The organism is Lentzea sp. HUAS12 (genome assembly GCF_024125735.1).
In the GTDB taxonomy this organism is placed as follows: domain Bacteria; phylum Actinomycetota; class Actinomycetes; order Mycobacteriales; family Pseudonocardiaceae; genus Lentzea; species Lentzea albida.
This window is the reverse complement of record NZ_CP099738.1, coordinates 9,186,528-9,204,274: the sequence shown is the minus strand read 5'-3', so window position 1 is coordinate 9,204,274 and position 17,747 is coordinate 9,186,528. Positions and strand designations below refer to the sequence as shown.

At 70.9% G+C, this 17,747-nt stretch carries 15 protein-coding genes; 6 read left to right on the top strand and 9 right to left on the bottom strand.

The features are described 5' to 3' along the window. Positions 1 to 85 precede the first annotated feature (85 nt). Positions 86 to 1,030 carry a zinc-binding dehydrogenase gene (locus tag ND450_RS43340; protein ID WP_253323744.1) on the top strand — a complete coding sequence of 315 codons (945 nt, stop codon included), beginning with the start codon at positions 86 to 88 and terminating at the stop codon, positions 1,028 to 1,030. 49 nt (positions 1,031 to 1,079) lie between these two features. Here ND450_RS43340 and ND450_RS43335 read toward each other — a convergent pair whose 3' ends face one another. The 4 genes from ND450_RS43335 to ND450_RS43320 form a co-directional block, all read right to left on the bottom strand. Continuing rightward, positions 1,080 to 1,784 carry an anti-sigma factor gene (locus tag ND450_RS43335; RefSeq protein WP_089913939.1) on the bottom strand — a complete coding sequence of 235 codons (705 nt, stop codon included), beginning with the start codon at positions 1,782 to 1,784 and terminating at the stop codon, positions 1,080 to 1,082. Beyond that, on the bottom strand, positions 1,781 to 2,332 hold the full coding sequence (locus ND450_RS43330; RefSeq protein WP_089913942.1) for a sigma-70 family RNA polymerase sigma factor: 552 nt from the start codon (positions 2,330 to 2,332) through the stop codon (positions 1,781 to 1,783). The genes ND450_RS43335 and ND450_RS43330 overlap by 4 nt, the downstream gene beginning before the upstream one ends. A gap of 120 nt (positions 2,333 to 2,452) precedes the next feature. Next, positions 2,453 to 3,388, bottom strand: a complete 936-nt coding sequence (locus tag ND450_RS43325) for a DUF1996 domain-containing protein (RefSeq protein WP_253323743.1) — start codon at positions 3,386 to 3,388, stop codon at positions 2,453 to 2,455. Between the two features lie 112 nt (positions 3,389 to 3,500). Beyond that, positions 3,501 to 4,004 carry an anti-sigma factor gene (locus ND450_RS43320; protein WP_253323742.1) on the bottom strand — a complete coding sequence of 168 codons (504 nt, stop codon included), beginning with the start codon at positions 4,002 to 4,004 and terminating at the stop codon, positions 3,501 to 3,503. A 205-nt stretch (positions 4,005 to 4,209) separates the two neighbouring features. Between ND450_RS43320 and ND450_RS43315 the strand changes: the two genes are divergently transcribed. The 3 genes from ND450_RS43315 to araD are packed head-to-tail and all read left to right on the top strand — an operon-like array spanning position 4,210 to position 7,443. Beyond that, on the top strand, positions 4,210 to 4,854 hold the full coding sequence (locus tag ND450_RS43315; RefSeq protein ID WP_089914332.1) for a GntR family transcriptional regulator: 645 nt from the start codon (positions 4,210 to 4,212) through the stop codon (positions 4,852 to 4,854). After that, positions 4,841 to 5,746 carry a dihydrodipicolinate synthase family protein gene (locus ND450_RS43310; protein ID WP_253323741.1) on the top strand — a complete coding sequence of 302 codons (906 nt, stop codon included), beginning with the start codon at positions 4,841 to 4,843 and terminating at the stop codon, positions 5,744 to 5,746. Before ND450_RS43315 ends, ND450_RS43310 begins: the two co-directional genes overlap by 14 nt. After that, a complete protein-coding gene (araD, locus tag ND450_RS43305) occupies positions 5,743 to 7,443 on the top strand; it encodes an L-arabinonate dehydratase (RefSeq protein ID WP_253323740.1) in 1,701 nt (566 codons plus the stop codon). The genes ND450_RS43310 and araD overlap by 4 nt, the downstream gene beginning before the upstream one ends. On the opposite strand, the gene ND450_RS43300 is transcribed toward araD, so the two are convergent. Then, positions 7,440 to 8,315 carry an alpha/beta fold hydrolase gene (locus ND450_RS43300; protein ID WP_253323739.1) on the bottom strand — a complete coding sequence of 292 codons (876 nt, stop codon included), beginning with the start codon at positions 8,313 to 8,315 and terminating at the stop codon, positions 7,440 to 7,442. The genes araD and ND450_RS43300 overlap by 4 nt on opposite strands. A 96-nt stretch (positions 8,316 to 8,411) precedes the next feature. Continuing rightward, entirely contained in the window at positions 8,412 to 9,632 is a 1,221-nt protein-coding gene (locus ND450_RS43295; RefSeq protein ID WP_253323738.1) for a glycosyltransferase, read from the bottom strand. Between the two features lie 185 nt (positions 9,633 to 9,817). Here ND450_RS43295 and ND450_RS43290 point away from each other — a divergent pair, with 185 nt between their 5' ends. Further along, the gene (locus ND450_RS43290) at positions 9,818 to 10,801 is read left to right on the top strand and encodes a LacI family DNA-binding transcriptional regulator (RefSeq protein WP_253323737.1); all 984 of its coding nucleotides are present in this window, start codon (positions 9,818 to 9,820) and stop codon (positions 10,799 to 10,801) included. 175 nt (positions 10,802 to 10,976) lie between these two features. Here ND450_RS43290 and ND450_RS43285 read toward each other — a convergent pair whose 3' ends face one another. Together ND450_RS43285 and ND450_RS43280 are read right to left on the bottom strand one after the other, a co-directional pair. Continuing rightward, a complete protein-coding gene (locus ND450_RS43285; protein WP_253323736.1) occupies positions 10,977 to 12,758 on the bottom strand; it encodes a long-chain fatty acid--CoA ligase in 1,782 nt (593 codons plus the stop codon). Between the two features lie 45 nt (positions 12,759 to 12,803). Beyond that, on the bottom strand, positions 12,804 to 14,942 hold the full coding sequence (locus ND450_RS43280) for a molybdopterin-dependent oxidoreductase (RefSeq protein WP_253323735.1): 2,139 nt from the start codon (positions 14,940 to 14,942) through the stop codon (positions 12,804 to 12,806). 269 nt (positions 14,943 to 15,211) lie between these two features. On the opposite strand from ND450_RS43280, the gene ND450_RS43275 reads away from it, so the two are divergent. Next, positions 15,212 to 16,159, top strand: a complete 948-nt coding sequence (locus ND450_RS43275; protein ID WP_253323734.1) for an MASE1 domain-containing protein — start codon at positions 15,212 to 15,214, stop codon at positions 16,157 to 16,159. A gap of 7 nt (positions 16,160 to 16,166) precedes the next feature. Here ND450_RS43275 and ND450_RS43270 read toward each other — a convergent pair whose 3' ends face one another. Then, positions 16,167 to 17,738, bottom strand: a complete 1,572-nt coding sequence (locus tag ND450_RS43270; protein ID WP_253323733.1) for an alpha/beta fold hydrolase — start codon at positions 17,736 to 17,738, stop codon at positions 16,167 to 16,169. Positions 17,739 to 17,747 lie beyond the last annotated feature (9 nt).

The following is a 17,747-nucleotide window of genomic DNA, read 5'->3' as shown; positions in this document are numbered from 1 at the left end:
ACCCAACGGCAGGGGGCGCCCTTCCGCCACGCCACCGGGAACGACACTTGACCTCGACTTAAGTGGAGTTCCTAGCGTCAGCGGCATGTTCGCGATTCGGCAGTACGAGTTCGGCCCGGCGGAGAACCTGCGCTTCGAGGAGGTTCCCGACCCGGAGCCCGCCGCGGGGCAGGTCCGCGTCACGGTGGCGGCGGCCGGCGTGCACCTGGTCGACACCACGATCCGCAAGGGCGGGTTCGGGCCCGTCGAGTTCCCGATGACGCCCGGACGTGAGGTCGCGGGCGTGGTCACGGCGCTGGGCGAGGGCGTGCCGAGCGACTGGCTGGGACGCCGGGTCGTGGCGCACCTCGGGCAGGCGAACGGCGGCTACGCGGAACTCGCGGTGGCCGCCACGGCCGCGTTGCACGCGTTGCCCGACGACGTGTCGTTCGAGGCCGCCGTCGCCATGATCGGCACGGGTCGCACGGTGGTCGCGGTGCTCGACTCGGCGAAGCTGACCCAGGACGACGTGGTGCTGGTGACGTCGGCGGCGGGCGGCATGGGCGCGTTGTTCGTGCAGGAGGCTCGCAACGTCGGTGCGCGGGTCATCGGGCTCGCGAGCACCGAGAAGCTCGACCTCGTCATGGACAACGGCGCGGACGCCGCCATCGACTACACGCGGCCGGGCTGGGCGGACGGTCTCAAGGACATGACCGTGGTGCTGGACGGCGTCGGCGGTGAGGCGGGCGCGCTGGCGTTGAAGACGCTGGGGCCGGGCGGGCGGCAGATCATCTACGGCTGGGCGTCCGGGGCGATGACGCCGATCAGCACAGAAGCGTTGTTCGCGAACAGCCTCACCGCGACCGTCGCGCTGGGGCCGGGGCTGATGAAGCGCGGTCTGCGGGCGCTCGAGGACGAGTCGATGGCGGGGCTCGCGAGCGGGCGGTTCGTGCCGCTGGTGCACCCGCCGTTCGCGCTGAGGGACGCGCCGAAGGCGCACGAGGCGCTGGAATCCCGTACCACGGCCGGGAAAGTCGTGCTCAAGCCGTGAGAAGAGGGGCCGCCTCCCGACTGCGGAAGCGGCCCCTCGTCCCTTCTTCTCACGCCTGTACCGGCACCTCGACGAACTTCTTGCCCTCGAAGTTCTCGACCACCACGGACTTCACGTCCTTGGGGTCGACCAGCGCGGATCCGTCCAGGTTCGTGCCCTCGGCGGCGCCCTTCTTGGACACCACCCAGGAACCCGCCTCCTGGCGGCTGCCGTCCTTCGCCACGACGAAGATCCGGCACTTCTCGCCTTCGGGAATGCCGTTGATCGCCATGTTCGTGCGGACCCATCCGGCGGCGGGGACGACCTTCACCGTCATCGACGCCTTGGTCACCGGGTCCGTGAACGTGGCCAGCCTGGTGCCCGCCGGGTCCGGGGCCACCGTCGGAGTGGGAAGGGCAGTCACATCGGGTGACGTGGCCTTGCCGACGAAGACACCGGCGCCCAGCACCACCGCGGCCACCACGGCCGCCGCGGCACCCAGCGCGAACTGACGACGCCGTGCGACGCCGCCCCGTTCGGAACGCACCTGGCGCAGGGTGCGCTGCAACAACAGATCGCCGCCCTCGGGCGGCCCGTCCAGCATGGCCTCCGGCGGAACCTCGCCGAGGAAGGCCTCCATGTCGCGGAGCTCCTCGAGTTCACGCGCGCAGTCGGGGCAGGACGTCAGGTGCTCGTCCATCTCGCGCACCTCCTGCTCGTCCAGTGCTCCCAGAACGTAAGCACCGAGCAGTTGCGGGTCGTGCCGCGTGGTCATCCAGCCACCCCCTTCAGTGCGACCTTCTGACCTCCGAAGGTCTCCCTCAAGGCTCGCAACGCGTAATACGATCTCGACTTCACCGTGCCAGGCGGCACCCCTAGAGCCTCCGCCGCCTCCGTTACGCTCCGGCCGCGGAAGTAGATCTCCATCAGCACGTCGCGGTGGTCGGAGGACAGCCTGTCGAGCGCTTCGAGCACCACCACCGAGTCAACCACCTGGTCCGCGTGGTCGCGCTCGACGGGGGGCGTGGCCGGGGACTCGGCCACCTCCTGGGGCCGCGCCGCCTTCGCGCGCACCCTGTCCGTGACGATGTTCCGCGCCACGGTCAGCAACCAGCCGCGCACCGATCCCTTGCCGTTCACGAGGGCGTCGGGATGGCGCCACGCTCGGACAAGGGTCTCCTGGACCACGTCCTCGGCAGCCGCCCGATCGCCGGTCAGCCGCGTCGCGTACGCCAGCAGAGCCCGACCGTGCTCCTCGTAGAGCGATCGGATCAGCGCCTCGTCGGCCGCGGTCTCCCGTTTGCGGGAGAACAAAGCCGCCATCCACCCACTCCTCCCCGCCCGCGAACACCTCTTGCGGGCGTCCTGTTCAAGACCTCAGCCGTCACACGAGCGGCGGAGAGCTTCGGTTCAACGGGTTTCAACTAAAAGGAACGCCGGATGTTAGCGGGAGCGGTTGAGCCGCCCGACGAGCTCCGCCATCCGCGCCTGCGACATGACGTTGACGTACATGCCGTGGTCGGTCGCGGGGTCGCGCAGCTCTTCCTTGAAGCTGTCGATCGCGAACGGATGACCTGCGGGAACGTCGTAGCCCACGGTGACGCGCAGTCGCGGGATCGGGAACGTCCTCGCCGGGCACATGCCGCCGGCCAGGGGGAACACCACGTGCGTGCGGTGCGAGGCGCTGTCGGTGTTGTTGCCGTCCCAGCAGCTGCCGAAGTCATAGGTGCGCAGGGTGGTCGCGTTCCCGCACAACGGGTATTTCGTCGTGTAGCGGCCCGGCTGGTCCGAGCAGCCCCACCGGGCGCGCGTGTTCGGGCCGTAGTCGTTGGTGAACGCCGCCGGATCACCGGTGATCAGGCGCAGGAACCGCGGCATCGGCAGCACCGGGCTCACCGGGCTGCCGTCGTAGCGGATCTCCACGCTCTTCGGCTTCAGCACCTCGCCGGTGTTGCCGTGCAGGCCGCCGCCGTCCGCGTGCGCGTCGTGGCCGGTGCGGTCGGTCAGACGCAGCACTGGCCAGTAGTAGGTCGAGCGGTCGTCGTCCTCACACGTGGTGGGGGCGGCCGCGAGAGAGTCGTTGGTCGACATGGCATCGGCCGACCTGTTGCCGACGTACTCGTGCGTGTGGTGAGCGCCGAAAGGGATGCCCGGCGAGACGACGGGGTTGTCGGCGTTGAGGTGGCGGTCCTCGTTCGCACCGCAGCGGACGACGACGCTCGCCGTCTCCGGTTCGGTGATCACCTGGTCGAGCTCGCTCACGTACTGGTCAGCGGACGGCGCGCCGTTCGACGTGCCGCGCAGCAGAACCGCGGAGCCCACCACCACGAGCAGCGCGACCACCGCGACGACCACGGTCGCCGGTTTGTTCCGGGCCACCACCACAGCCTGCCAAGCCGTTCGGGCGAACAGAAGCGAGCCGTCTCAATTGGTCCGGGCGCGCCGGGGAACGCCGCCGAGTGGCGGCGTTCGCCCACGTCCGTCCCTGCTCCTACCGCGCGGTCACGAGCGGCCGGCGGTCGTGGTCCACCACGCTCACCCCGGCCACGTCGCCCGCGCGCACCATCGCGGACCCGGCCAGGGTCACCTCACCCTCGTGCGCCCGCCACGAACCCGCGGTGAAGGTCCGTCCGTCCTTCGTGTGGACGACGAGCCAGCAGGCTTCCCCGTCCTGCATGCCGTCGACCGTCGCGACCAGCCTCAGGCCGCCCTCGGTGTCGGTGACCTGCACGGCCATCTGCGCACCCTCCGGCGAGGTCCCCTGCAGAACCGCCTCGGCGGTGCCGCCGACCCCCATCCCCTGGCCGAGCCAGACGCCCCCGGCCAGCACGCCGGCGACCACGAGGGTCGACGACAGGGCCGTGATGCGACCTCGGCGGCGCACGGCCCGGTGTCTCTCTTCCCGGACCGTGCCCAGCGTGCGCTGGAGCAGGTGGTCCAGGTCCGGCGGAGGCCCGTCGAGCGCGGCCTCCGGTGGCAGTTCTTCCATCAGCATGTCGTTCTCGTTCAACTCGTTGGGAGACACGGTCACGCGGAACGATTCACTCAAATCTCTCCCTCTCCAGTCCCGCGCACAGCGGTGACCAACACCCTCAGAACGAGCCTGCGAGGAACTTGGTTCAACGCAGATACAAGGAGGTTGTGCAGACCACAGGAAAAGGTTGACCGGGCCTCTACCTGCTCCTACGCTCTCATATATGATGTATGACCGGGTGGGCGCACTTCCGGCGTCCCGGACCGACTTCGTTCTGGAATCGATCAAAGAAGCGATTCTTTCCGGAAAACTGAAACCCGGTCAGGCCCTCGTCGAAACGGATCTCGCCGCGACTCTCGAGGTGTCGAAGACGCCCGTGCGCGAGGCGCTCAAGACGCTCGCCGGGTCGGGGCTCGTCGTGATGAGCCCGTACAAGGGGGCGACGGTCCGCGCGGCCGACGCCGAGCTCGCCCGGTCCGTCTTCGACGTGCGGCTGCTGCTCGAACCCGAGGCGCTGCGCCGGTCGGTCGAGCTGGGGGCCGACTTCGCCGAGGCCAGGTCGGCGCTGGACGACACCGGCGACCTGGCCCGGCGCAGCCTCGCGAACCGGCGGTTCCACCGCGCGCTGTACGCGGGCTGCGGCAACCCGGTGATGATCGAGGTCCTGGACGGGCTGCGCGACCGGACCGCGCTGGTCACCGTGGCGGGCTGGGGCCTGCACCCGACCTGGGAGGCCGAGGACGCCGAGCACAGGGCGATCCTCGTCGCCGCCGAGGAGGGCTTCGCCGCCGAGGCCGCGGACCTGCTGCACCGGCACGTCCGGACGTTCGCCGACCGAGTGGCCGAGGAGCTCGCCGATGTCGTTCGATGACCTGACCGAGCAGCTGGCGTCCGTCGTGGCGATCACCGTGACGCCGTTCGACGCGGACGGCGCGATCGACGAGAAGAGCTACGCCGCCGTGGTGGACCGGATGGTCGAGGGCGGCATCTCCGTCGTGACGCCGAACGGCAACACGAGCGAGTTCTACACGCTGTCGTCCGATGAGACCGAACGCGCGCTGCGGATCACCGTGGACGCCGTCGGCGACCGGGCGGCGGTCGTCGCCGGGGTGGGGCACGACGTCGGGTCCGCCGTCGGGGCCGCGCGGGTCGCGGACCGGGCCGGGGCGCGCGGCATCATGATCCACCAGCCGGTGCACCCGTACGTCTCGCTCGACGGCTGGGTGGACTACCACCGGGCGGTCGCGTCGGCGGTGCCCGAGCTGAGCGCGGTGCTGTACGTGCGCGACCCGCGCATCGGCGGCGCGCAGATCGCGGCTCTCGCGGACGCGTGCCCGAACGTCGTGGGCGTGAAGTACGCCGTGCCGGACCCGGTGCGATTCGCCTCGGTCGCGCGCGACGCCGGGCTGGAGCGGCTGACGTGGGTCGCGGGCCTCGCCGAGCTGTCGGCACCGGGCTACTTCGCCGTCGGGGCCTCGGGGTTCACGTCCGGGCTCGCGAACGTGGCGCCGCAGCTGTCGGTGCAGCTGTTCCGATGCCTGCGGGCGGGCGAGTTCGGTGCGGCGATGGAGCTGTGGGAGTTCGTGCGCGGGTTCGAGGAGCTGCGGGCGCGCAACGGGTCGGCGAACAACGTGTCCGTGGTGAAGGAAGCGTTGGCACAGCTGGGTTTGTGCCGCCGGGAGGTGCGGCCGCCGGCCTCGGTGCTGTCCGAGCCCGACCGGTCCGCGGTGGGTGTGCTGCTGAACTCGTGGGGTCTGCTGTGAGGAGTTCCGAGTGGTTCGAGGGCGAGGGGCTCAGGGCGTTCTCGCACAACGCCCGCGCGCGCCAGCTCGGCCTGAACCCCTCCGAGCACCGGGGAAAGCCGGTCATCGCGATCCTGAACACGTGGAGCGGCATCAACCCGTGCCACATGCACCTGCGCGAACGGGCGCAGCAGGTCGAGCGCGGGGTGTGGCAGGCCGGCGGTTTTCCCCTGGAGTTCCCCGTTTCGACGTTGTCGGAGACGTACCAGAAGCCGACGCCGATGCTGTACCGGAACATGCTGTCGATGGAGACGGAGGAGGTCCTGCGCTCCTACCCCGTCGACGGGTGCGTGCTGATGGGCGGCTGCGACAAGACCACGCCCGCGCTGCTGATGGGCGCGGCCTCCGCCGGGCTGCCCACGATCTTCGTGCCGGCCGGGCCGATGCTGCGCGGGCACTGGCGCGGCGAGCACCTCGCGTCCGGCACGGACATGTGGCGGTTCTGGGACGAGAAGCGCGCGGGCACGATCTCGTCCGCGGACTGGGCGGAGATCCAGTCGGGGCTCGCCCGCTCCCCCGGCACCTGCATGACGATGGGCACCGCCTCGACCATGACGGCCGCCGCGGAGGCGTTGGGCCTGACACTGCCCGGCGCGTCGTCGATCCCGGCCGTCGACTCGGCGCACCACCGGATGGCGGCCGCGTCGGGCATGCGCGCCGTCGAGGTGGTGCGCGAGGGGCTGACGATCGGCGACGTGCTGTCGGCGGAGGCGTACGAGGACGCGATCCGGACCGTGCTGGCGCTCGGCGGGTCGACGAACTCGTACATCCACCTGATCGCGATGGCCGGGCGGTCGCAGATCCCGTTGTCGCTGGGCGACTTCGACCGGTTGTCGCGCGAGGTGCCCGTGCTGGCCTCGGTGCAGCCCGCCGGTTCGGGGTTGATGGAGGACTTCTACTACGCGGGCGGGTTGCGCGGGTTGCTGTCACGGCTGCGGGAGTCGTTGCACCTCGAGCGGATCACGGTGACCGGGCGGACGTTCGGCGAGGACCTCGACGGCGCCGAGGTGCACGACCCGTCGGTGATCCGGCCCCTGGACGCCCCGGTCTCGGCGGAAGGCGGTCTGGCCGTGCTGCGGGGAAATCTCGCCCCGGACGGCGCGGTGATCAAGTACGTGGCGGCGGATCCCGCGCTGTGGCGGCACACCGGGCCCGCCGTGGTGTTCCACGGCTACGCCGACCTGCAGGCACGGATCAACTCGCCGTCTCTCGACGTGACAAGGGATTCCGTGATCGTGCTGGCCGGTGGCGGCCCGAAGGGCGGGCCCGGCATGCCGGAGTACGGGATGCTGCCGATCCCGGACAGGCTGCTGCGCGAAGGCGTCCGGGACATGGTCCGCGTGTCGGATGCGCGGATGAGCGGAACCTCTTACGGCGCCTGCGTTCTGCACGTGGCACCGGAAGCGCACGTCGGCGGCCCGCTGGCGTTGGTGCGGGACGGCGACCTCGTGACGCTGGACGTCGAGGCGCGGGTGTTGCGCGTGGAGATCTCCGACGAGGAGATGGCGCGCCGCAGGGACGCGTGGGTGTCGCCGCCGCCGAAGTTCGAACGCGGGTACGGCGCCCTGTACTACGAGCACATCACGCAGGCCGACCAGGGCTGCGACTTCGAGTTCCTGTCACGGCCCGGCGCGAACCCGGAGCCGAATGCTCTCTAGCTCTTGGAGTCGACCCGACCGTCCTCGAGTTCGACGTTCCGCCAGTCGTCGGTGCCGTGCAGCTGACTGCGCAGGTAGGCCGTTGTGAGGCGCAGAACCGTCGCGACGCGCTCCGGGTTCTCGTCCGTGGTCTCGGCGACGTCGTACCCCGAGACGCCACCGAACCCGTGCTCCGCGCCGAACAGCGTGAGCAGGTCCTTCGGGCCGGGCGCCAGGTGGTACGGGTCGGCGTGCCAGTCCGGGCCCGCGGTGGTGAGGTGCTCGGACGCGTCGGCGTCCCCGGCGACGACGAGCGCGGGCGTGGACATCTCGCTGAAGTCCGTGGTCGCCATGAAGGAGTAGTGCTCCTTGGCGAAGTCGGTGACCGCGTCACCGCGGCCGGTCGAGCCGAGCAGCACGCCCGCCCTGACCCGGTCGTCCCGCAGGCTGACGCCCTCGGTCCTCATGCCCAGCAGCAGGCTCGCGGTGTGGCCGCCCATCGAGTGGCCGACGACGGCGATCTTCGTGCGGTCCCAGCGGTTCTGCAGCTGCGGCACCGCCTTCTCGACCTCGTCGAGGCGGTCGAGCACGTGCGACATGTCCTCGGCCCTGGACCGCCAGAACAGCGGCGCGCCGGGGGTGTCCTGCGGCAGGTCCAGACTGCGGCTGCTCAGGTGGGTGGGCTGCAGGACGACGAAGCCCTGCTCGGCCCAGTGGTTCGCCAGCGGCGCGTAGCCGTTCAGCGAGGAGAGGTGGTTCGAGTTGCCGTGCCCGTGCGACAGCAACAGGATCGGCAGGCCGGTGCCTTCGGTCGGCGCGGAGACCTTCAGCCGCAGGTCGACGGGCCTGCCGGGGATCTCGAGCACGACGGGGCTCACGGTGAAGACGGTCATCTGGGTGTCCCTTTCGAGTGCGGTCGACTCAAGCGGAGCGACGTTCCGGAACGATACGGAGCGCCGTTCCGCTTTGTCAACCGCCTCCTCGAAGGGCTAGCCGTCCAGCAGGAACCGGGCCGCCCTCTCCGCTCCGTCGGTGCGGATCTCCCCCGCCACGGCCGCCGCACGCACCTGAGCCTCCGGAGCCAGCGCCGTCCTGAGCGCCGCCGACAGGGACTCGACGGTCGGCACCGGGCCGTCGTGCGCGGCGCCGATGCCCAGCTCGGCGACCCGGCGCGCCCAGAACGGCTGGTCCACGATCTGCGGCACCACCACCTGCGGCGCGCCGGCACGAGCCGCGGTCGTCGTCGTGCCCGCGCCGCCGTGGTGCACGACGGCGGCGACGCGGCGGAACAGCGCCTGCTGGTTGACCTCGCCGACGACGAAGCAGTCGTCGCTGTCGTCGACCTTCGCGAGGCCCGCCCAGCCGCTGCCCAGGAGCACGCGCCTGCCGCAGGCGCGGATCGCGTCGACCGCGGTCTGGGCCAGGTCCCCCGAGGCGTGCATGGCCATGCTGCCGAAGCCCGCGTACACCGGTGGTTCACCGGCCTCCAGGAACGCCACCAGATCCGGCGCGAGCGGGCGTTCGTCGGGCAGGAACCACGCCCCGGTCTGCTCGACGCGCAGGTTCGGCAGGACCGCCGCCGGCCACAGCGCCGGGTCCGCCGCCAGCAGCAGTGCGCCCTCGTAGACGTGGTCGCGGACGTTGCCGACCGGCGGCAGGCCGAGTGCCGCGCGGTTCTCGTTCAACGCCGGGGCGTACATCGCGTTCACGTTCTCCGCGTCGATGCGCCACAGCACCTCGTTGTCGGTCTCGTCCGGCGGCAGCGGCTTGCCCGGCCGGCCCGACGGCCTGCGGTGCGGTGACGGCAGCGAGACGTCGTGGAACATCGCCAGCACGTACCGCAGGCCCAGGTGCCCGGCGACCGACCGCGCGCCCGCGGGCATCAGGCCGGTCGCCACCAGCACGTCGGCCCCCTCGGCCGCGGCGGCGACCGGGCCGAACCACTCGTTCACCAGCGCGGCCGCGACGGCCGGCGGATCCGGCCGCGTGCTCGTCACCAGGTCCCGGACGGACTGTCCGAACGGGACCAGCGCCACGTCGTGCTCGGCAAGCCGCGCAACGAACTCCTCGTCCGGTGGCACGCACACCCGCACGTCCGCACCCTGGTCCCGCAACGCCACCGCGAGGGCGATCAGCGGTTCGACGTCCCCGCGCGACCCGTACCCCGCCAGCACGACACGTTTCTCCCCGGCTCCCCAGTTCCCCGTCATGGCGGGAGATTCTGCGCCGGTGACGGGGTCTTGCCGCAAGACCCCCCATGCGCTATACGTTGAAGTGGGAAGACCCCCGGACCGCGTGTCCGGGGGTCTTCCGCGTTCCCGGGACGTTCGCGCTGCCCCCACTTCACACCTGACCCGTCATGATGGGCCCGACCACAGCTGAGGGTGAGGTACCGGTGGCAGTCACGATCCGCGACGTGGCACGCAGGGCGCATGTTTCCGTCGCCACCGTGTCGCGCGCGCTGACCTCTCCCGAACTGGTGCGGCCGGAGACGCGGTCGCGCGTGCTGACCGCCGCGTCCGAGCTCGGCTACCAGCCCAACCGGGCGGCGCGCGGTCTCATCACCGGCAAGACGGGCAACATCGGCATCGTCGTGCCGGACCTCGACAACCCGTTCTTCACCGGCGTGCTGAAAGCCGTGCAGGCGCGGGCGGTGCAGGCCGACTACGCGGTGTTCGTGGCGGACAGCGACGAGGACCCCGTCACCGAGGCGAAACTCGTGCACGCCATGGCGAAGCAGGTCGACGGAGTCGTGCTGTGCGCGCCCGGCCTGGAGGACTCGCAGGTCCGCGAGGCCGCCGAGGTGACGCCACTGGTGCTGCTGAACCGGCGGCTGCCCGGCGTGCCCGCCGCGTTGATGGACTCGGCGGGCGGCATGCACGCCGTCGTCGACCACCTCGTCGCATTGGGACACCGCCGGATCGCTTACCTCAACGGGCCTCGCACGTCGTGGTCCAACCAGGAGCGTCGCCGCGGGCTCTTGAAGGCGGTGGCACGACACGAGGTCGACCTGGTCGACCTCGGGCCGTTCGCGCCGCGGTACGAGGGCGGCCTGCAGGCGGCGGACCTCGCCGTGGCCTCCGGCGTGACGGCGGTCGTGGCCTACAACGACATCATGGCGCTGGGCGTGCTGGCACGGCTGCGCGACCGCGGCATCGCGGTGCCCGGCGACGTGTCGGTGACGGGGTTCGACGACCTCATGTACGCGGCGCTGTGCTCGCCCGCTCTGACGACGGTCGCGATGCCGGTGGCGCAGGCGGGGCGCACGGCCGTGAACCTGTTGCTCGACTGGCTCGACTCCGACCGGGTGGAGGCGCCGCAGGTGGTGGCGGAGACCCAGCTGATCGTGCGGGGGACCACCGCGCCGCCCCGGCGGTGAACGCAAGGCGGCCCCGGCAGGGCGTCTGGGGGGAGTACGCCGTGAGCCGGGGCCGCGAAGCGGCTGGGCCCGAGGGGGGAGGGGGCCGTGCGCCGCTTGGTGTCCCACTCTGCCCTGAGCGGAAGGAAACCGCCAGGGTGGATGTACCTGTTTTTGGATTTCTCGTACGTACGGGTTACTCGTAGAGCCCTTCGTACAACGCAGAGTGAAGTCGATGCACCACCGTCCTCTTGACCTTCAACGTCGGCGTGAGCTCACCTTCCTCCTGGGACAGATCCCTGGTGAGCAGCACGAACTTCTTCACCTGGGAAACACTGGCGAAGTGCGAGTTCGCTTCGTCGACAACTTCCCGCACGAGCGTGCGCACATCCGGGTGACCCACCAATGATTCGAGGTCGGACGGCAACCCGCGGGCCGTCGCCCAGGGCACGATCTCGTCGGCGTCGAGTGTGAGCAGGGCCACACAGTAGGGCTTGCGGTCGCCGAACAGCACGGCGTGCGAGATCCAGCGGGACTGGCGCAGCACGTTCTCCACGTTCGCCGGCGCGATGTTCTTGCCGCCCGCGGTGATGATGATGTCCTTCTTGCGCCCCGTGATCGTCACGAACCCGTCGTCGTCGATCTCGCCCAGGTCGCCGGTGTGCAGCCAGCCGTCGCGCAACGTCTGCGCGGTGGCCTCCTCGTTGCGCCAGTAGCCCGCGAAGACGTGCGGGCCGCGCATCAGCAGTTCGCCGTCCTCGCCGACCTTCATCTCGAGGCCCGCCACGCCGGACGCGCCGACCGAGCCGAGCTTGAAGCGGCCCAGCGTGTTGATCGTGCCGACGGCCGTGGACTCGGTCATGCCGTAGCCCTCCAGCACCGGCACCCCGGCCGCGTGGAAGAACCGCAGCACCTCGGGCGAGATCGGTGCGGCGCCGGACAAGGCCTGCACCAACCGGCCACCGAACACCGCGCGCACGTTGGCGAACAGGGCGTCCACCTGGTCGAACGCGGCCGTCATGTCCGGCGGGACCACCTCTCCCGCGGCACGCCTGCGCCGGACCTCGAGGCCGAGCGCCACCGCCTGCGCGAGCTGGTCGGCGGGCACGCTGGACGTGACGAACGTGTAGATCTTCTCGAAGATGCGCGGCACGGACGGCAGGAACGTCGGCCGGACCTCGGCCAGTTCCGGCACGATCGCCAACATGTCACCGCCGAAGTACGCGAGCGCGCCACCGCGGTACATCGTCCCGAACATGACGATCTGCGCGAAGACGTGCGCCAGCGGCAGGAACAGGTAGACGGTGCCCGTCATCGCGTCGATGCGGGCCTCCTCCGCGACCCGGCACAGGGCTACCCAGTTCGCGTTGGTGAGGACGCACCCCTTGGGCGGGCCGGTGGTGCCCGACGTGTAGATGATCAGGCTCGGGTCCTCCGGCTTGATCGCGGCCCTGCGGGCGTCCAGCACGTCGGCGAGCGGAGAGGTGCGGCCGGAGTCCTCCAGCCCGGCGACGCGGGAGCGGTCGCCGGCCGGGTCGATCGAGAGGACCTCGCGCAGCTCGGGCAGTTCACCGCGGACGGACTCGACCTTGGCGCACTGCTCGGCGTTCTCCGCCACCACGATCGACGCGCCGGAGTCGCCGACCACCCAGGCGATCTCCTCGGGAGTGCTCGACGGGTAGATCGGCACGACGATGCCGCCCGCCGCGAGCACCGCGAGCTCGACCGCCGTCCACTCGGGACGGGTGTTGGCGAGCACGCAGACCCGGTCGCCCGCCTCCAGTCCGGAGTGGACGAAGCCGGACGCGAGGTCCAGCACCAGCTCGGCGACCTCGCCGTAGGTCCGGTCGACCCAGCGGCCGTCCTGCTTGAACCGCCACGCCACCGCGTCGCCGTACGCCTGTTCCGCGAGGAACGGCAGGTCGGCTATGCGGCGGACGGCCCGCACCGCGCTCGGACTGGTCACTCCGGCGGTCATGGCGACTCCTTCAGCGCTGTCCCAACGGTTTTCCGGCGGCGGAGCTCAGGCGGGCACGACCCGCACGCGGGTGCCGTTCAGCACGGCGGTGCCCGAGAGCGGGTCGATGCGCAGGTCGTCGGTGAGGAGGTTGACGTTCACCCCGGCGTGCTCGTTCGCGACGGTGAGGCGCGTGCCCGGCTGGTCGTGGCCCCAGCCGTGCGGCATCGAGACGACGCCCGGCGCGATGTCGGCGGTCACCTCGACCAGCACCTCGACCTCGCCGACGCGCGAGGTGACCTGGGCCGTGCCGCCGTCGCTCAGGCCGAGCCGTCCGGCGTCACCGGGGTGGACGAGCAGCGTGCACAACGGCTTGCCCTTCACCAGGGCGGGCACGTTGTGCATCCAGGAGTTGTTGGTGCGCAGGTGCCTGCGGCCGACGAGCACCAGGCCGGTCTCGGGCGTCCGCAGCGCGGCGAGCACGCGCGGCAGGTCGCCGACGATCGGCGCCGGGGTGAGCTCGACCCTGCCGGACGGGGTGCGCAGGATCTCCGGCAGGCGCGGGGTGAGCGGGCCGAGGTCGATGCCGTGCGGGTGGTCCAGCACCTGCTGGAGCGACAGCCCGTACGCGCCGGTGCGGAGCTTCAGGTCCAGCAGGCGTTCCTCGCGGGTCTTGCCCTCGGGTTCGAAGTCGACGCCCGCCTTCTCCTTCAGGCCGGCGAGCTGGAACGCGGCGACGGCGTCGAGGTCGGCGGCGGGGCCGAGGCCGCTGAAGATCGTGGCGAGCCGGAAGAAGATGTCCGTCTCGTCGACCCTGCCCTCCTCCAGCGGGATCGCGGCGCGCGAGTACTTCACGTAGTTGCGCACCGAGTGGTTGAGGAACGCGATGTCGTAGTGGTCGCGGCGGGACGGCGGCGGCGTGGGCAGGATGACGTCCGCGTGCCGGGTGGTCTCGTTGAGGTACGGGTCGACGCTGACCATGAAGTCCAAAGAGGACAGTGCCGCGTTCACCCGTGCCGAGTTCGGCAGCGACAGCGCGGGGTTGCCGCCGATCGTGAACAGCGCCCGCACCTGGCCCTCGCCGGGCGTCTCGATCTCGTCGACCAGCGTGACGGCCGGGAACTCCCCCATCACCTCGGGGTGCCTCTTCACGCGGCTGTGCCAGCGGCCGGTCTCGAAGCCGTTGCCGGTGCCCGATCCGCGCCGGTTGTGCGCGGGCAGCGGCCACATCGCGCCGCCCGGCCGGTCGAGGTTGCCGGTGAGGGCGTTGAGCACGTCGACCGCCCAGGACGCGACGGTGCCGAACTCGACCGTCGTCGTGCCGATCCGCCCGTACACGACAGCGCGTTCCGCGGCGGCCAGCTCCCTCGCGAGCGCGCGGGTCGTGGCCGCGTCGACGCCCGTGCGCTCCGCGACGGCCTCCGGGCCGAACGCCTCGACGTGCGAGCGGATCACCTCGTGGTCGGTGACGTGCCCGGCGAGGTCGCGCAGGTCCACGAGGTCCTGCGCGAACAACTCGTGGATCAGCGCGAGCAGCAGGAACACGTCCGTGCCCGGCCGGATCACCACGTGCTGGTCGGCGGCCTGCGCGGTCCGGCTGCGGCGCGGGTCGACCACGACGAACCTGCCGCCGCGCTTCTGGAGGTCGCGGAACCGGCCCGGCGCGTCCGGCACCGTCCACAGGCTGCCGTTCGACGAGAACGGGTCGGCGCCCAGCACCAGCATGAAGTCGGTGCGGTCGATGTCGGGGACGGGGATCGAGAAGATGCTGCCGAACATGTGCCCGACCTGGACGTGCTTCGGCATCTGGTCGACGGTGCTCGCGGTGAAGATGTTGCGGCTGCCGACGGCCTTGCGCAGCGGGCCGGCGTAGAGGCCGCCGGCGAGCGAGTGGGCGACCGGGTTGCCGAGGTACAGCGCGACGGCGTTGCGGTCGGGGAAGTCCTTCAGGCGTTCGTCGATGTGGCGGAAGGCCTCCTCCCAGGTGACCTCCTGGAACTCGCCGTCGCGCTTGACCAGCGGCGCGCGCAGGCGGTCGGGGTCGGCGTCGAGCGTGCCGAGCGAGGCGCCCTTGGGGCAGAGGAAGCCCTTGCTGAACTCGTCCTCGCGGTCGCCGCGCACCTTCGTGATGCGGTCGCCCTCGACCGTCAGCTCCAGCCCGCACGTCGCTTCGCAGAGCGGGCAGGTCGTGAACACGGTCCTCATCGGGTCCCCTCACACAGCTTGTTACCAACGGGTACTAGTCGCCGGCCTCCGGGCGCAATCACCCGGCCGAGGTCAACCCGAACAGCCCAGCGACCCGCTTGGGAGTCGCCGAGCATACCAGCCGGTATGTTGATTTGCACTGGTCAAAGCCGGGCCGCGATCGCCCATGCATTTGGAACTGATCGTTACCTATCCACGGAGTGAGTCCAGGTGGGTACGCCCTGTCGCAAGGTCTGTTCATCCCGTGTGCAGGGGTGCAGCATGTTGCGGTGAACGCCGCATTCCGCACCGCCGCCACGATCGCCGGCGTCGCGCTCGCGTACTACGCGACCGCGCAGGTCGGGCTGGTCCTGGCCCTCGTCGAGGGGCAGGTCACCCCGCTGTGGCTGCCGACGGGGATCTCGGTCGCGGCACTGCTGATGTCGGGCCGCAGGATCTGGCCGGGCATCACGATCGGGGCGTTCGCCGCCAACATCACCCTGGGCGCGCCGATCTTCTCCGCCGTGATGATCACCGCGGGCAACACGGCCGCACCGCTCGTCGCCTGGTACCTGCTGACCCGGTTCGGCTTCCGGCCCGCGCTCGACCGGCTGAAGGACGCGCTGCTGCTCGTGTTCGCGGGCGCGCTGGGCGCGATGCTGGTCAGCGCGCTCGTCGGCGCGACGGCGCTGAAGCTCGGCGGCGTGATCCCGTGGCGCGAGGTGCCCGCCGTGGTGTCGGTGTGGTGGACCGGCGACGCGATGGGCGTGCTGGTCTTCACCCCGTTGCTGCTCACCCTGCCCCGGCACTGGCAGGTCTCGCCGCGCCGGCTCGCCGAGGCGCTCGTGCTGCTGGCCGGCACGGCGGCGCTCGCGTCGTTCGTGACGACGTCCGGCTCTCGGTTGCTGTTCCTGGTGTTCCCGATGCTGATCTGGGCCGCGCTGCGCTTCCAGCACGCGATCGCCGCGCCGTGCGCCGCGATCACCTCCGTCGCGGCGGTGATGTCCGCGGCCGACGGCCACTTCGTCGCCAGGGACCTGCTGACGACGATGATCGTGCTGCAGGCGTTCAACGGCTCGGTGGCGCTGACCGGGCTGATCCTGAGCGCGATCACCAGCGAGCGCAACGAGGCCAGGAAGGCTATCGAGCGCGCGTGCGTGCAGCTGGCCGAGACCGTTGCGCGCTACCAGGAGGAGGGAGTGCGCAAACGGCTCGGCCGCGTCGTGCCGCCCGGTTAGCGGACTTCTAGAAGGGCTTGGTCTCCGCGGCGATCTCGGCGAGGACGTCGCTCAACGGCCGCGAGGACTGCGCGCCCAGCGAGGCCGCCGCGCCCGGAGGCACCGTCTCCGCGATGTCCGTGCCGGCACAGGTGACCCGGGACGCCGGCAGGATGCCCGACACCAGGTACTTGTTGACGATCGTGTCGACACAGGTGTTGCGGCGCAACGCGTAGTGGCCGTGCTGGCCGTCGTTCGCCACGCTGATCAGCGGCTGGGCGAGGTGCTCCGCCATGACCCTGCCGTTGGCGAGCGGGGTCTGGGTGTCGCCGTCGGAGTTCACGACGAGGCCCGCCGGGTACTTGCGGGTGATGGCGGGGATCTTCTCCGGGCGCTGGAAGGCGCGGAACGTGCAGTTGGTCGGCGCCATGTAGTCGACGGTGCCGCCGTACGGGTTCGTGTCGCGCCAGCGCTTCATGTCGTTGTAGTACGTGTTGACGTCGGTGAACCAGTCCCACTCGCAGACCACGGCCTGGAACGTGCCGGGCGAGGTCGGTTCGATGTCGCCCTTCTTCAGCGCCGCCACGATCGCGGAGGCCTCCGCGGGATCGGCGACGCCCGCCTTGATCGAGGCGATGTGGCGCGAGAACGCGGCCCACGAGCGGCGGTAGCGGGTGGCGCCGACGGCGTAGTCGAACGAGGTCACGTCCGCGTAGCCGCCGTGCGGACCGTCCTTCAGCTTCGCGGCGATCGCGTCCAGTTCGGCGCGGACGGCGGCGGGAGTGGTGCCGAGGCCGTAGGTGCCGTTGCGGGCGGCGGTCCACTCCGTCCACTTCTTCAGGTTGTCCGTGATCGCGTCCACCACGTCGACGTCCTGCTCGTGCCACGTCTTCAGCGGGTCGAGCGCGGAGTCGAGGACGCTGCGGTCGAGGAACTTCGGGAACATCGAGCCGTAGACGGCACCGAGCTGCGTGCCGTAGGAGTAGCCGACGTAGGAGATCTTCTTCTCCCCCATGGCCCCGCGGATGACGTCCATGTCGCGGGCGGTGTTCATGGTGGAGATGTGCCTGCGCATCTCACCGCCGCCGCGCTGGCAGTTGTCCTCGACCGCGCGGGCGTAGTCCGACCAGTTCGAGAGCTGCGCGTCCGCCGGGCGGGACGGGAACTCGTCGTCGGTCGGCGTCGAGATGCAGCGGATCTGCGTCGACCGGCCGACCCCGCGCGGGTCCATGCCGATGACGTCGTAGATCTTCAGCACGTCGGTCTGGGCGTTGAACCAGTGCACGGCGCCCAGGCCGGAACCACCGGGGCCGCCGGGGTTGGTCATCAGCACGCCTCTGCGGCGCGCGGAATCCGTCGCCTTCTTGCGCGACAGGGCGATCTCCAGGTTGCCGTTGCCCGGGTTCCTGTAGTCCATCGGCACGATCACCGTGGCGCACTCGACCCCCGCCGAGGGCGTGACCCAGCCGGCCGGGCACTCGGCCCACGCCACGGTCTGGGTGTAGTACTCGTCCAACGGGCCAGGCGCCGCCTGAGCCGTTCCCACCAGGGACATGAACAGCGGGGCCACCAAAGCCACCGCACCCCAACGCTTCCTCACCGCGTACCC

What these genes read in the sequence shown, in the direction of transcription:
- ND450_RS43340 (WP_253323744.1), top strand. Translation starts at nt 86, where the DNA reads ATGTTCGCGATTCGGCAGTACGAGTTCGGCCCGGCGGAGAACCTGCGC.
- ND450_RS43335 (WP_089913939.1), bottom strand. Translation starts at nt 1,784, where the DNA reads ATGACCACGCGGCACGACCCGCAACTGCTCGGTGCTTACGTTCTGGGA.
- ND450_RS43330 (WP_089913942.1), bottom strand. Translation starts at nt 2,332, where the DNA reads ATGGCGGCTTTGTTCTCCCGCAAACGGGAGACCGCGGCCGACGAGGCG.
- ND450_RS43320 (WP_253323742.1), bottom strand. Translation starts at nt 4,004, where the DNA reads ATGCTGATGGAAGAACTGCCACCGGAGGCCGCGCTCGACGGGCCTCCG.
- ND450_RS43315 (WP_089914332.1), top strand. Translation starts at nt 4,210, where the DNA reads ATGTATGACCGGGTGGGCGCACTTCCGGCGTCCCGGACCGACTTCGTT.
- ND450_RS43310 (WP_253323741.1), top strand. Translation starts at nt 4,841, where the DNA reads ATGTCGTTCGATGACCTGACCGAGCAGCTGGCGTCCGTCGTGGCGATC.
- ND450_RS43300 (WP_253323739.1), bottom strand. Translation starts at nt 8,315, where the DNA reads ATGACCGTCTTCACCGTGAGCCCCGTCGTGCTCGAGATCCCCGGCAGG.
- ND450_RS43295 (WP_253323738.1), bottom strand. Translation starts at nt 9,632, where the DNA reads ATGACGGGGAACTGGGGAGCCGGGGAGAAACGTGTCGTGCTGGCGGGG.
- ND450_RS43285 (WP_253323736.1), bottom strand. Translation starts at nt 12,758, where the DNA reads ATGACCGCCGGAGTGACCAGTCCGAGCGCGGTGCGGGCCGTCCGCCGC.
- ND450_RS43280 (WP_253323735.1), bottom strand. Translation starts at nt 14,942, where the DNA reads ATGAGGACCGTGTTCACGACCTGCCCGCTCTGCGAAGCGACGTGCGGG.